The organism is Pseudomonas sp. S2_A02, from assembly GCF_054668495.1.
Genome location: NZ_CP162776.1, coordinates 423,278 through 437,314, shown reverse-complemented (window position 1 = coordinate 437,314; position 14,037 = coordinate 423,278). Strand labels below are relative to the sequence as shown.

General features: G+C 56.2%; 12 protein-coding genes. 7 read left to right on the top strand and 5 right to left on the bottom strand.

Going from position 1 to position 14,037, the window contains the following annotated elements; genetic code table 11:
- Positions 1-54 precede the first annotated feature (54 nt).
- A complete protein-coding gene (locus AB4O41_RS01810) occupies positions 55-1,254 on the top strand; it encodes an MFS transporter (RefSeq protein ID WP_460145942.1) in 1,200 nt (399 codons plus the stop codon).
- 327 nt (positions 1,255-1,581) lie between these two features.
- Here AB4O41_RS01810 and AB4O41_RS01805 read toward each other — a convergent pair whose 3' ends face one another.
- Positions 1,582-2,511, bottom strand: coding sequence for a LysR substrate-binding domain-containing protein (locus tag AB4O41_RS01805; RefSeq protein ID WP_460145941.1), 930 nt, complete (start codon positions 2,509-2,511; stop codon positions 1,582-1,584).
- A 229-nt stretch (positions 2,512-2,740) separates the two neighbouring features.
- On the opposite strand from AB4O41_RS01805, the gene AB4O41_RS01800 reads away from it, so the two are divergent.
- Both AB4O41_RS01800 and cuyB read left to right on the top strand, forming a co-directional pair.
- Positions 2,741-4,030, top strand: a complete 1,290-nt coding sequence (locus AB4O41_RS01800; protein WP_460148246.1) for a dicarboxylate/amino acid:cation symporter — start codon at positions 2,741-2,743, stop codon at positions 4,028-4,030.
- 10 nt (positions 4,031-4,040) lie between these two features.
- The gene (cuyB, locus tag AB4O41_RS01795) at positions 4,041-5,531 is read left to right on the top strand and encodes a cysteate racemase (RefSeq protein WP_460145940.1); all 1,491 of its coding nucleotides are present in this window, start codon (positions 4,041-4,043) and stop codon (positions 5,529-5,531) included.
- A 56-nt stretch (positions 5,532-5,587) separates the two neighbouring features.
- Here cuyB and AB4O41_RS01790 read toward each other — a convergent pair whose 3' ends face one another.
- Positions 5,588-5,953, bottom strand: a complete 366-nt coding sequence (locus tag AB4O41_RS01790; RefSeq protein ID WP_460145939.1) for a histone-like nucleoid-structuring protein, MvaT/MvaU family — start codon at positions 5,951-5,953, stop codon at positions 5,588-5,590.
- Between the two features lie 307 nt (positions 5,954-6,260).
- Between AB4O41_RS01790 and potE the strand changes: the two genes are divergently transcribed.
- Together potE and AB4O41_RS01780 are read left to right on the top strand one after the other, a co-directional pair.
- On the top strand, positions 6,261-7,652 hold the full coding sequence (potE, locus tag AB4O41_RS01785; protein ID WP_460145938.1) for a putrescine-ornithine antiporter: 1,392 nt from the start codon (positions 6,261-6,263) through the stop codon (positions 7,650-7,652).
- The gene (locus AB4O41_RS01780; RefSeq protein ID WP_460145937.1) at positions 7,649-8,554 is read left to right on the top strand and encodes an amino acid ABC transporter substrate-binding protein; all 906 of its coding nucleotides are present in this window, start codon (positions 7,649-7,651) and stop codon (positions 8,552-8,554) included. Before potE ends, AB4O41_RS01780 begins: the two co-directional genes overlap by 4 nt.
- Positions 8,555-8,672: 118 nt before the next feature.
- On the opposite strand, the gene AB4O41_RS01775 is transcribed toward AB4O41_RS01780, so the two are convergent.
- Positions 8,673-8,870 carry a YbdD/YjiX family protein gene (locus AB4O41_RS01775; protein ID WP_008069978.1) on the bottom strand — a complete coding sequence of 66 codons (198 nt, stop codon included), beginning with the start codon at positions 8,868-8,870 and terminating at the stop codon, positions 8,673-8,675.
- Positions 8,871-8,885: 15 nt separating this feature from the next.
- Complete coding sequence (locus AB4O41_RS01770) at positions 8,886-10,943, bottom strand: carbon starvation CstA family protein (protein WP_367375618.1); 2,058 nt, start codon at positions 10,941-10,943, stop codon at positions 8,886-8,888.
- 365 nt (positions 10,944-11,308) lie between these two features.
- Here AB4O41_RS01770 and AB4O41_RS01765 point away from each other — a divergent pair, with 365 nt between their 5' ends.
- Together AB4O41_RS01765 and AB4O41_RS01760 are read left to right on the top strand one after the other, a co-directional pair.
- A complete protein-coding gene (locus tag AB4O41_RS01765) occupies positions 11,309-12,670 on the top strand; it encodes a cache domain-containing protein (protein ID WP_460145936.1) in 1,362 nt (453 codons plus the stop codon).
- Positions 12,671-12,703: 33 nt separating this feature from the next.
- Positions 12,704-13,336 (top strand): response regulator, encoded by a 633-nt coding sequence (locus AB4O41_RS01760; RefSeq protein WP_460145935.1) that lies wholly within the window; start codon positions 12,704-12,706, stop codon positions 13,334-13,336.
- 7 nt (positions 13,337-13,343) lie between these two features.
- On the opposite strand, the gene AB4O41_RS01755 is transcribed toward AB4O41_RS01760, so the two are convergent.
- A complete protein-coding gene (locus AB4O41_RS01755) occupies positions 13,344-13,862 on the bottom strand; it encodes a transporter suffix domain-containing protein (protein WP_460145934.1) in 519 nt (172 codons plus the stop codon).
- Between the last annotated feature and the right edge of the window lie 175 nt (positions 13,863-14,037).

Below are 14,037 nucleotides of genomic sequence, written 5' to 3'. Positions count from 1 at the left end.
CTCGTAGCCTCGTCCTCGGGGCTACGACGCTTCGCGCAATACAGGATTCAACCAATGACTGATCACCTCCTCCCAGTGCCCCATAAATCATGGGGCGCCGTATTCGCCATGTCGCTCGCCGCCTTCGTGTTGGTGGCATCGGAGTTCATGCCCGTCAGCCTGCTGACACCGATTGCCGCAGATCTACACGTCACAGAGGGACAAGCCGGCCAGGGAATCTCCGTTTCGGGGCTGTTTGCCTTGTTCACCAGTCTTCTGATCGCATTGGTGACTGCGCGGGTCGACCGCAAACCGCTGCTCCTTTCACTGACACTGCTTATGATCCTTTCCGGAACAGTGGTCGCGTTCGCCCCGAACTACTGGATGTTCATGATCGGCCGCGCGCTGATCGGTGTTGCGATAGGTGGCTTCTGGTCGTTGTCGGCGGCAACCGCCATGCGCCTGGTGCCTGATGACCAGATCACTCGCGCAATGGCAATCGTTAACGGCGGCAACGCTTTGGCGACGGTTATTGCAGCACCATTGGGCAGTTTTCTCGGCGCCCTGATTGGCTGGCGCGGTGCATTCTTGTGCGTCATCCCGGTCGCAATAGTCGCTTGTGTATGGCTGTTGTTAAGCCTTCCCTCGATGAAATCGCAAAGCGGTTCAGGCACTGGCAACGTCTTCAAATTGATGAAAAGCACGCCGGTCGCGTTAGGCATGGTGGCGGTCAGCGTGTTTTTCATGGGCCAGTTCATGCTGTTTACCTATTTGCGCCCGTTCCTTGAAACGGTCACGCACGTCAGTGTTTCCATGCTGTCGTTGATGTTGCTCGTCCTGGGTATTGCGGGCCTCGCAGGAACCTTCCTGATTGAAGCGTTGTTGAAAAATGGCCTGTATCGAACCCTCATCGTCATCCCGATCTTGATGGCGGTGATTGCACTGGCGCTTGTTTCATTCGGTAGCTCGGCGGCCACCACGACTGTCTTGCTTGGCCTCTGGGGACTGGTTGCGACTGCTGCGCCCGTGGGATGGTGGACATGGCTGGCGAGAACGCTGCCAGACGCTGCTGAAGCAGGAGGCGGCTTAATGGTGGCGATCATCCAATTCGCTATTGCGTCTGGCGCAACCGTTGGCGGGCTGGTCTTTGACTTGAGCGGCTATCGAGCGACCTTCGAGTTGAGCGCGACCTTGCTGGGCGTGGCGGCCGTTCTTGCCTTCCTGGCTGCACGCGCCGCATCGCGGGAGCCCGTTGCATCGATAAGCATTGCTTGAAATAACCGCAAGACAGGCCAAGGCATGTCTTGCGGTTTCGGTGGAGAATACGCTCGGTAGTTGGACGTGAGCACCAGCGTGCGCTGTCGATGATTTGGCCACCGTCCGGCGTCAGGCTGTAACCTGTCAGGAATTGTGCATCCTTGCTGGCGAGGAATAGCACGACCGGCGCAATATCCTCTTCGGGTGATCCATAACGGCCATATGGGAAAAGCGTTCAGGTGAAACCAAACCCGCACGGCTGCAAACCCAAGATCACTTAAGCATCGGGCGATGCTGCCACCTTGATTAGTGTCAGAGGGTAGAATGCTTTTCGAGCCTTTTCAATCAAAGGGCTGTTTTGCCATGGAGATCGCGGGAAGCTCCTTCGAGGGTTTTCCATAGACTGCGCATCGTAGGGTTCTCATTGGTGATAGAGCAGTAGGAGCGTATCTCCAGTCGCGTACTCCATTCATCACCACCCGCTTTTACCAACTGACCTCGCTGAAGCTCGTCAATGACAGCGCTTTGTGGCAACCATGCCACGCCATACCCCTCTATCGCCATGCGCATCAAAAGCATCGCCATGTCTGCCTCATAGCACCGTTCCAGCACACTCACACTTGGGCCATTTTTGATGACTATGTCGGCAACGCGACCTAGAAAAGTTGTGGCCGTATAAGCGAGGTGAGGCACAGCTTTAGCTGAGGTGCCGGGCAAGCGATACAGCGGTTGTCCCTTCTTGTCAGGGGCACACAACGGAATAAAGGCGTCATGGCCCAACGTCAGGCATCCGAACTTTTCCGGGTCTAGAAGTATGGGTGCCAGGGGATGGTGGTAGACGATCATCAGATCGCAACTCCCCTCCTCCAGGGCTATGACGGCGTCATGAATGTTCGCGGCAACGACTCGGGCGTTGAACTGCTCATTGTGCTGCTGAAACTGGGTTAGCCATTTCGGTAGAAACGTCATTGAAAGGCTGTGGCCAGCAGTGACCTGGATGGATCGCCCGGGCATTCGCTCAACTTCGCGCAGGGCTGAGCGCAGCCTCAATAACCCTGCTAATGCCTCGCGACCTTCTTCACAAAAACTTCGCCCCGCAGGTGTGAGCTGAACGGGATAAGTACCGCGATCTACCAACTCCGCGCCTACCCATTCCTCAAGTGACCGTATGCGACGCGACAGGGCCGACTGGGTCACGCAGCGAACCTCTGCAGCCCGCGAAAAGTTCTTCCACTCGGAAATCGCTAAAAGATCATCCAGCCATTTGATTTGCATACCGGCACCTCACGCCCCGAATGCGCAGTGTACTGCGCCTCTGTCGGGACGAAGCAGAAGTTTCGAAAACTATTCCAAAAGCGCATGAGGCTATCGGGATTACTCATCACGACCTTTCAATCCCGCCCCTAGAATCGAAAACGTTGAAGCGACGCCATAGAGCTTCGACCCAATGACACTTGTCTCCTGCCAAGTAAAAAAAGCAAAAAAACCACTTGAGGAAAGCTCCGTGAAGAAAAATAAACTTCCGCGTCGGATCGCAATGGGCATCGCCTTGGGCGTGCTTGTCGGTTGGGCGTGCCACCATTTCGCAGGGAGCGAACAAAGCGCCAAAGAGATCGCGTCTTACTTCTCGATGGTCACCGACATTTTTTTACGCATGATCAAGATGATCATCGCTCCGCTGGTATTCGCTACTTTGGTCGGTGGCATTGCCAGCACGGGAAACTCCCGCTCGGTTGGGCGCATTGGCCTAAGAGCCATGGCCTGGTTCGTCACCGCTTCGGTGATCTCGCTGGCAATCGGCATGGGCCTGGTCAACCTGTTCCAACCCGGTGCAGGACTGAACATGGAAGTCGTCCAGCATGCGGCAAGCCCCGTGGTGGTCAACACCGGGGATTTCAGCCTCAAAGTATTCATCAGTCACGTGTTTCCCCGCAGCATTGCTGAAGCAATGGCCAACAACGAAATTCTGCAAATCGTGGTGTTCTCGTTGTTCTTCGGGTTTGCCTTGGCGGGTGTGAAACGAGCGGGTTACACGACGATTGTCGATAGCATCGAAGAGCTGGCCAAGGTGATGTTCAAGGTCACGGACTTCGTCATGGCCTTCGCGCCCATTGGGGTTTTCGCAGCCATCGCATCGGCTATCACCACTCAAGGTCTTGGCTTGATAGTCGATTACGGAAAACTGATTGCCGAGTTCTACTTGGGCATTGTGATTCTGTGGTGCGTGTTGTTCACTGCCGGCTACCTGTTCCTGGGTCGCTCAGTGTTTACCTTGGGCAGGCTGATCCGCGAACCTGTTCTGTTGGCATTCTCGACTGCCAGTAGCGAGTCCGCGTATCCGAAAACCATGGAGGCACTGGAGAAGTTTGGTGCGCCGAAGCGCGTATCCAGCTTCGTTCTACCGCTGGGTTACTCATTCAACCTTGATGGTTCGATGATGTATCAAGCGTTCGCCATCATGTTCATTGCTCAGGCCTACAACGTTGACTTGAGCTTCACACAGCAACTGCTCATCTTGCTGACGCTGATGATTACCAGCAAGGGAATGGCCGGTGTAGCCCGAGCATCAGTGGTTGTGGTGGCGGCTACGTTACCCATGTTCAATCTTCCCGAAGCCGGTATTTTGCTAATCCTTGGCATTGACCAATTCCTTGATATGGCCAGGACTGCCACCAACGTGGTTGGCAATAGCATCGCTACGGCTGTGGTTGCCAAATCAGAACCACATGAAGAAGTTGAAGAAGCGCCCGGCACGAAATCTCCGCTCCCGATTCATACTGCAGCCACCGCCTGAGAACCTGAACATGAAAGGTAAATCGAAGCCGTCCAGCGGGTCATCGTTTGCTCGCAAACTAGGTATCGTCGGCGGACTTGGCTCACTGGCCGGCGGCGATCTTTTCTACAAACTGGTGAAGTCCAGAGCTGTTTTGGAAGATCAAGGTCGCTATCACTTCCTGTTTGAGCAGCACCCTTTCAAAGACGTCCTGATGCCCCTGGACCGAGGCGCGAACATGACCTCCAGGAAGTTCTACGTTTTTCAGGTTTGTCAGACATTCGAGGCAAGCGAAGTAAATGCCGTTTTACTACCTTGCTTTGCCAGTCACACCTTTCGGGAAGAAATCCAGGAGGAAATGGGCATACCCGTCCTGGATATGATGGCCGCGTTACGCAAGCACACTGATCATGTCGCTGAACGCGGCAGTACGTTGGGAATCATCGCGTCTGACTATGTTCGGCACTCCGGGTTGTTTGAGCGCTATTTCGGCAATGACTTCAAGCTCGTGTATCCAGAGGATAACGAGCAGTCCGGGTTGATGGACGCGATGTATGGCGTTAACGGCATCAAAGACGGGTACCTCGACGGGGTGCCGCTAGAGTGTGTTTATCAGGCGTGCCTTTCGCTTCAGGATCAGGGAGCCACAATGATATTGCCGGGTATGACTGAGCTCTCATCGATCTGTGGTGATCTGCAACGGCGAGGCATCACAGCTCTGGACATCAACGAGATTTATGCCGGTTTCGCGACGTCGCAAAGCGGCCAGTTGACTCGTCCGCCGTTCAAATTAGGGATAGTGGGTGGAGTTGGGCCGGCAGCAACAGTCGACTTCATGGGTAAGGTTGTTGCGCATACACCGGCAGGCCGAGATCAAGAGCACATTAAAATGGTGGTCGAACAAAACCCCCAGATTCCTGATCGCACAGCCAACCTGCTGTATGACGAAACCGACCCGACAATGGCGATGTATGCAACATGCAAACGTCTTGAAAGCGCTGGAGCCAATGCCATTGTGATTCCGTGCAACACAGCTCACGCCTTTGTCGAACGCATCCAGGCGCACCTGCGTGTACCCATAGTGAATATGTTGACCGAGACGGTTGAGGCTATCGCTCAGCGATACGGTGCTGGCAAAACCGTAGGGCTGCTAGCGACGTCCGGCACAATCAAAAGTCAGGTCTATCACGAGGCAGCCCGGCGAGCAGGACTTCACGTCATCACCCCTGGCGTGGATTACCAAGTGTTGGTCATGGAATCGATTTATGGAGAACGTGGCGTTAAAGCGGGTTTCACTGACGGCATATGCAAAGACCAGCTTCTAACCGCCGCAGAGCACTTATGTGAGCTAGGCGCTGATGTGCTCATCTTGGGATGTACAGAGCTGCCTCTGGTGCTCGAGCATAGCGAGGCCTACAAGATAAAAAAACATACGGTGGCGTTGATCGACCCGACAACTATTTTGGCATTGAAGTGTATTGAGCTGGAGCGCGAAAATACGGTCAAGCCTCACAGGCACTAGCCCCGTATCAGCTACAAAAAGGCCCTTCTCGGGCCTTTTTTGTACTCAAATCAAACTCATTTGGTCAGCCAGGACTCGACAGTGGCAGAGCCGAATTTAGATTTCCATTCCTTCAGTGTCTTCTGGTTGCCGCCCTTGGTCTCGACGACTTCGCCAGTGTTTGGATTTTTGTAGATCTTCACCTGGCGCGGCTTGCGTGTGCCGGATTTCGACGCGGTTGCTGATGCACGGCGACCCATTTGTGGCTCAAGAAGATTGATCACGTCTTTCAGGCCATAGCCGTATTTGGCTAACAGATCACGTAGCTTCTTTTCGAAATCAATTTCCTTTTGAAGGCCTACATCACCTTTTAGTGCTTCGAGGGCCTGGAGCTGTTTAGCCAGATGTTTTTCGAGTTGACGGAACTCTGCGAGCTTGGACATGTAAAACCTCATATGTGTTTTGAATGTATGTACATGTGACAGAGCCGGCTAAAGAAAAGTCCCCCTACGATAACCGTTGATTGATCTAAATCAGATGATTGAACAGCAAACAGAGTCAGTTTGTTGTCTCAAGTCTCCTGCTTTGGAGTCATACCATGTCGGCCATTTCTTTTTCCTGTTCAAAAACCCAAAAAACCATCTTCGATGAGACTAACTGGCGATAAAACTGTTCGAAAAGCACTTTCCGGACCTTGAGTATGACAATCAGGGCTATGGTCAATGTGTTGAGCAGATCAAGGGGTTTGCGATGGCCGACTCAAGCAAGAAAATGAGCCTCATGGGGCTCACCACACTGGTGACGGTGAACATGATGGGGTCGGGCATCATCATGTTGCCGACGAGCATGGCCCAACTCGGGGCTGTTTCGTTGCTGTCATGGATCGTCACTGCCGTCGGTTCCATGGCCATTGCGTACTGCTTTTCCCAGTGCGGCATCTACTGTCTGCGCTCAGGCGGGTTGTCTGCCTACACCGAAGAAGCGCATGCCAAATCAGGCTTCTTCCTCTGTTCGTATCTGTATTTTCTCTCGCTGGGCATCGCCAACGTGGCCGTCGCCATCTCCGCGGTGGGCTACATGACATCGTTCGTGCCCTGGCTGGGCAGTGGCGCCATTCCTCTGTTCATCGGTACGGTTGGCCTGCTCTGGTTGACCACCGCGGCCAACTTCGGTGGCCCCGGTATCACCGGCAAGATCGGTGCGATAACCGTGTGGGGTGTGATCATCCCGGTGGCCGGCTTGAGCATCATCGGTTGGTTCTGGTTCAAGCCCGATGTGTTGATTGCCGCCTGGAATCCGAACAACCTGCCGATCTCCGACGCCATCAGTAAGGCGATTCCCCTGACCTTGTGGGCGTTCCTCGGCATGGAGTCGGCGGCGCAAGCCTCCGATGCCGTGGAAGATCCCAAGCGCACCGTACCGTTGGCCTGTTTGTTCGGCACGCTGGGTGCGGCAGTGGTCTATGTGCTGTCGACTACGGTCATCCAGGGCATCATACCCAATGCCGAACTGGCCAACTCTTCGGCCCCCTTCGCGCTCGTCTATGCACATATGTTTAACCCTACGGTCGGCAACATCGTCATGGCGCTGGCAGTGATGGCCTGTGTCGGTTCGCTGCTGGGCTGGCAGTTCACCCTGGCGCAAACGGCCAAAATGACCGCTGACCAAGGTATGTTCCCGAAATTGTTCAGCAAGGTCAGCGCACAGGATGCGCCCATTGTCGGCATGTTCGTCTGCGGTGTCTTGCAGACCTTGATGGCGCTGTCGACCATCTCGCCCAATGCCAGCGCCCAGTTCGGAAAGCTCGTCAGCCTGGCGGCAGTGACCAACCTGATCCCATACGTGACAGCCGCCACCGGCCTGCTGGTCATGATGTACAAGGCCAAAGTCAGCGCCGGGGTCTACACCCGCAACACGACGCTATTACTGATCGCCGTGGCCTATTCGTTGTACGCCCTTTATGCCTGCGGCAAGGATGCCGTATTCGGTGGCCTCATTGTCCTTACATTCGGCTACCTGCTCTATGGCTTCCTCTCCAAGCGTTTTGTCGAGACATCTCCAACTGCTCAGACCACGGTCGGCAATCCTTCGCTGGATCTCGAGGAGAACACAGACATCCGTACGCGGGACGCCAGAATATGAACGTACAACTGACCAAAGCCACTAACTTGCTGTTCGTCTGTCTGCTCACAATGGTACCGGTACTGGCCGTTGCCAATACCCTTGAACGCGTGCGGGCGAGCAACACCTTTACCCTCGGTTACCTGCCGGACTTCGCACCTTTTAGCGTCCAGGCAGGCGACAAAGCCAGCGGTTATGCGATCGAGCTTTGTCTGAAGGTCGCCGACAAAATCAAGACCGAGCTGGGTTTGCCCGCGTTGCAGGTACGTTACCGCCCCGTCTCCGTCAACGACGAGATGAGTGTCATGAGCTCGGGCGAGATCGACATCCTCTGTACGCCGACGCCACCCACATTGGCGCGACGCAAGCATGTGAGTTTTTCGGTACCGATCTACACGGCCGGCCTTTCGGCAGTGGTGCGCCAGGAAGCACCTGAGGCGTTGCTCAACGTACTAAACGGCAAGGTAGCCCATACCGGGCCGACCTGGCGTGCGACCGTCAACCATGGGCTGTCCAACCAAACCTATGCCGCCACCGCTGGCGGAATCACCGAGGCATGGATCCGTCAGAAAATGCGATTACTCGGGGTAGTGGCCACCCTGGTCACGGTCGAGAACACTGAAGCTGGTCTGAAGCTGGTTGCCGAAGGCAAAGCCGATGCCTTCTTCGCCGAACGCATGATGCTGAAGAATCTCCTCGTCAATAACCATTCCGCAGGAAATCTGGTCCTGCTGGATCGAGTTTTTGAGTACTCGCCGACTGCAATGGCGATGGATCGAGACGATGAAGATTTCCGTTTGCTGGTCGACACCGCGCTGAGTGAAATGTATCGATCGGGCGAGATCGAGCAGGCATACGACACCTATCTTGAAGGCATTACCGACACGGACAAAAAGCTGTTCAAGGTTTATGCGATACCTTAGAGCCGAGCCTGAAAAGCACAACGACAAAAAAGCCCGGCTTGCCGACGGTAGCGTCTCGAAGATCGCTATCGCCGGCAGGCCGGGCTCCTAAAGCATAATGCCGCTTAAATGTTTCGCATCAACAGCACTTCGGTCCCGCCTTGCTGCCGTAACGAGCCTCCTGACGTTCGCGAAAGAACACCTCGTAGCTCATCAGCGGTTTGTCCGGATGTTTGGTTTGCATGTGCTCAACGTAAGTGTCGTAGTCAGGCATGCCAACCATCAGGCGTGCGGCCTGACCGAGGTATTTACCAAGGCGACTCAGGTCATTGAACATGGGCACCCTCCTCCATCAAGCATCCGGCAGAGCCTGGAATGGCGCTTCTTTATCCGTACGTTCTTTGGTGCCCCAGGCGGCGATGCCAACCTTGAGTGCAAAGAACAGAATGCTGAACACCACGAGCAAAAACAGCACAGTCAGGGTCGCATTGGTGTAGGCGTTGTAGATCACATGCTGCATCTGCTCGATGCTCTTGGCCGGCGCGAGGACCTGACCGTTGGCCAACGCATCGCTGTATTTCTTCGCCAGCGCGAGGAAGCCGATCGCTGGGTTGGCGTCGAACAACTTGATGAAGCCTGCGGTGGTGGTGCAGATCAGCAGCCACACTGCTGGGAGCATGGTCACCCAGACGTAGCGTTGGCGCTTCATTTTGATCAGCACCACGGTCGCCAACATCAGCGCGATACCCGCCAGCATCTGGTTGGAGATGCCGAACAGCGGCCACAAGGTGTTGATGCCGCCCAGTGGGTCGATCACGCCTTGGTACAGCAGGTAACCCCACATCGCCACGCAACCGGCGGTCGCGATCAGGTTGGCGGTCCAGGATTCGGTGCGTTTCAGCGCCGGCACGAATGAGCCGAGCAAATCCTGCAGCATGAAACGTCCGGCACGGGTACCGGCGTCGACGGCCGTCAGAATGAACAGCGCTTCGAACAGGATTGCGAAGTGGTACCAGAACGCCATGGTGTTTTCACCTGGCAGAACGTGGTGCAGGATCTGCGCGATACCAACCGCCAGGGTCGGCGCACCACCGGCACGGGCCAGGATGGTGGTTTCACCGATGTCCTTGGCCACCGCTTGCAGCGCTTCCGGGGTAATTGCAAAACCCCAGCTGCTGACGGTCTGAGCCACCGAAACAGCATCGGAGCCTACAAGGGCTGCGGGGCTGTTCATGGCGAAGTACACGCCCGGCTCGATCACCGACGCAGCCACCATCGCCATGATCGCCACGAAGGACTCCATCAGCATGCCGCCGTAACCGATGTAACGGGCATGGCCTTCACTGGCGAGCAGCTTCGGCGTGGTGCCGGAAGCAATCAGTGCGTGGAAGCCGGACACCGCGCCACAGGCAATGGTGATGAACAGGAACGGGAACAACCCACCCTTCCACACCGGCCCGGTGCCGTCGATGAACTGGGTCAATGCCGGCATTTTCAGGTCGGGCATGGTGATCAGGATGCCGATCGCCAGCGCAACGATGGTGCCGATCTTGAGGAAGGTCGACAGGTAGTCACGCGGCGCCAGAATCAGCCACACCGGCAACACAGCCGCCACAAAACCGTAACCGATCAGCATCCAGGTGATCTGGAGCCCGGTGAAGGTAAAGGCTTTGGCCCAGACCGGGTCAGCGGCAATCTGCCCGCCCAGCCAGATCGAACCCAGCAGCAACGCCACGCCGATCACCGAGATTTCACCGATGCGGCCCGGGCGGATGTAGCGCATATAGATGCCCATGAACATCGCGATCGGGATGGTCGCCATCACCGTGAAAATACCCCATGGACTTTCGGCCAGGGCCTTGACCACGATCAGCGCCAGCACCGCAAGGATGATGATCATGATCAGGAAACAGCCAAACAGCGCGATGGTCCCGGGGATGCGGCCCATTTCTTCACGGACCATGTCGCCCAGGGAACGGCCGTTGCGGCGGGTGGACATGAACAGGACCATGAAGTCCTGAACCGCACCCGCCAGCACGACGCCGGCAATCAGCCACAGCGTACCGGGCAGGTAGCCCATCTGCGCCGCCAAGACCGGGCCTACAAGCGGCCCCGCGCCAGCGATGGCTGCGAAGTGGTGACCGAAAAGTACGTGTTTGTTGGTCGGCACGTAGTCCAGACCATCATTGTTGAGTACGGCGGGAGTGGCTCGATTGGGATCGAGTTGCATCACCTTGGTGGCGATGAACAGGCTGTAATAGCGGTATGCAACGAGATAAATGGCGACTGCTGCGACTACGATCCAGAGGGCATTGATGGCTTCGCCGCGGCGCAGGGCCACGACACTCAGCGCAAACGCTCCCAGGACAGCCACGGCAAACCAGGCGAGGTGTTTAGCCAGACGGGGCATAGCGTGTCTCCTGCCGACAGCCAGTGGCTGCGGCGGTAATTTTTATAATTGTGTCCGCATTGCGGAGCGGACCCAATATCCGCCCATGCTGTCGACAAATAAATCCGCGTTACTACGTACGTGATGTCTACGTAGTTCTACGTAGAGGACGCAAACCCGGTGGGAGCGAGCCTGCTCGCGATAGCGGTGGCACAGTCAACATTGACGGTGAATGTCAGTCCGTTATCGCGAGCAGGCTCGCTCCCACAAGGTTCTGCGTTTCATCACGGCCGCAGGTCATTCTGTCCAGCACTGCTACTGGAGGCGCGTATCTTTGGCATATGATGCCGGGCCTTCGCCTTCCCTCGGTCTGGCCAGGAGTAGAGATGCAGCTCAAACACAAAATCGTCGCGCTCGGGATTCTGCCGCTGGTGTTGGCGATCGCGGTCATCTGCGCGCTGGTGATTTCCCTGAACCGCCAACTGGGTGATCAACAGGCGCAATTGATCGAAGACAGCATTCTGGCCAGCAAGCGCGCAGAACTGAAAAACTATGTCGAAATGGCGCAGAGCCTGATCGCGCCGCTGTACGACGACGGTCGGGGCGATGAGCGCGCGCAGCAACAAGTGCTGGAAGAACTGCGCAAGCTCAGCTTTGGCATCAACGGCTACTTCTTCGTCTACGACCGCGAGGGCCGCAGTCTGATGCACGCTCGCCAGTCAGAGCTGGTGGGCCAATACCTGTGGGACATGACCGACCCTCACGGTTTACCAGTGATCCAGGCGTTGCTCAAAAGTGCGCAATCCGGCGAAGGCTTCCAACGTTACGCCTGGAACAAACCTTCTTCCGGTCAAGTGACCGACAAGCTCGCCTACGTGGTGATGCTGGATCGCTGGGGCTGGATGCTCGGCACCGGCATCTACCTTGAAGACGTTGAACGCGCCACCCAACAAGCGCGTGCCGAGGTGGCTCAGGGCATCCGTAAAACCATGGGGGCGATTGCTGCGGTGGCCCTTGTGGCGGTGCTGTTTGTGTTCGCCAGCGGCATGACGCTGAACGTCAGCGAACATCGCCTGGCCGACAAAAAACTCCAGCGCCTGACTCAACGCATCGTCAGCCTGCAGGAGGAAGAACGGTCACGGGTTTCCCGAGAGCTGCACGACGGCATCAGCCAGCTACTGGTGTCGATCAAGTTTCAGTTCGAATTGGCCAGCCATGTGCTGGAGAATGGGCAAGACAAGGGTTTGGGCATTTTAAGAGACGCCACGCAGCGCCTCGGGGACGCGATTGGCGAAGTTCGCAGCCTCTCTCACGACCTGCGTTCGTCGCTGCTCGACACCCTCGGCCTGCCAGCGGCAATCGGTCAACTCGCCGCAGAATTCGAGCAACGCAGTGGTCTGGTCGTAACTTTCAACGATAACGAATTCGACTGTCATCTGGTCGATGGTGCCGCCGTCTCGTTGTTTCGCATCGTGCAAGAAGGCCTGACCAACATCGAACGCCACGCACAGGCAAAACACGTCATCATTACCCTGCACGGTTCTGAAAAGTCCGTACGGTTAACGGTGGTCGATGACGGTATCGGTTTCAACGTTGCTCAGGTCGAACGTCGTCACGCCGGCATTGGCCTGCGCAATATCCGTGAACGTGTCGAGCATTTTGGCGGTCGATTCGACCTGACCTCGATGCCGGGAAGAAGTGAACTGGACGTGCTGCTGCCGATGAAACTGCCCGGTACAGAACGCTGACTCACCCCATAACAATTAGAGTGAATGCCTGCGATGAACCTGCCCTACCCGATCCGCGTCGCCCTGGTCGACGATCACTCCCTGGTCCGCGACGGAATCAAATCGCTATTGGCGGTCATGGCGCCGCTGGAAGTGGTGGGCGAAGCCGAGAATGGCGCCGATGCCATCGAGATGGTCGGGCGCTGCCAGCCGGATCTGTTGCTGGTCGACATCAGCCTGAAGGACATCAACGGCCTCGAGTTGACCCGGTTGTTACGCAGCCAGTACCCGTCGCTCAAGGTGCTGGTGCTGAGCATGTACGACAACTATGAATACGTGAGTGAGTCCGTTCGATCGGGTGCCAGCGGCTACGTGCTGAAGAACGCGCCTTCACGGGAAATCATCGCGGCGATCGAAGCCATTGCCAGTGGAGGGACGTTCTACAGTGCCGAGATCGCACAGCGGCTCATCGCCGATAAAAGTACCGACAACGAGCTGACTCCGCGTGAAAGCCAGGTGCTGTACAAGATGGCTCAGGGGCTGAACAACAAGGAAATGGCTCGCGAGCTGGACATCAGTGTCCGGACAGTAGAAACCCATCGCCTGAGCATTCGTCGCAAGCTCAACATCGACAAACCTGCGGCCCTCGTAAAGTACGCCATTGATCACGGGATTATTTCGCGTTAGAGGCGATTCACACCTCGCTCGTATTAACGACACGTGCCGTGCGAACAAACAGCGCGCGTACCTTGTCCCAGAAATTCCCCCCAAGTACGAAAAAGCTGCCGATCAACATGGCATCGCCCAGCACCTGGACCTGCCAGAGATTCGGTCTCAGCCCCGGCCAAAGAGTGTCTATGTAAGGTTCGAGAAATCCCGAGATCAGCGGCAGGCAAAACATCACCAGGCCAATGCCATGGCGAGCCGGGCCTACTTCCTGGTCCGGTGCCAGCGTGGAGACGTAACCAAACATGCTGCGTTTGAGTTGCTGAAAGCCGGATTTGCCCATGATGGCAATGACGAGGATCAACAGAATCTTGTTACTGATAAACAAAACACCTGTCAGAGCCGCGATCTTTGAGCCTGGCACATCCGCTGCGGCAGCAAGAGGCACCAACAGCCAGGACCCCAGCATTAAACAGATAATCGCGATGCCCAGTTTGAAACGCCAACCGGTGGAGCTCGGTGCACTGTTGTCCTGGGGGCTGCTCATGGTCTTCTTAACCTTCTTTTCTGGCCGGAATTAATAGCACTTCAGAAGCGTAGCAGTTGGTCGACCCCCTGATCATTCAACATGACCTTGTATTTGTCCGAGCTGTACTAACCTAAGCGAAACCAAATCCTGTAGGAGCGAGGCTTGCCCGCGAAGAATGCACCGCGTTTTTTCA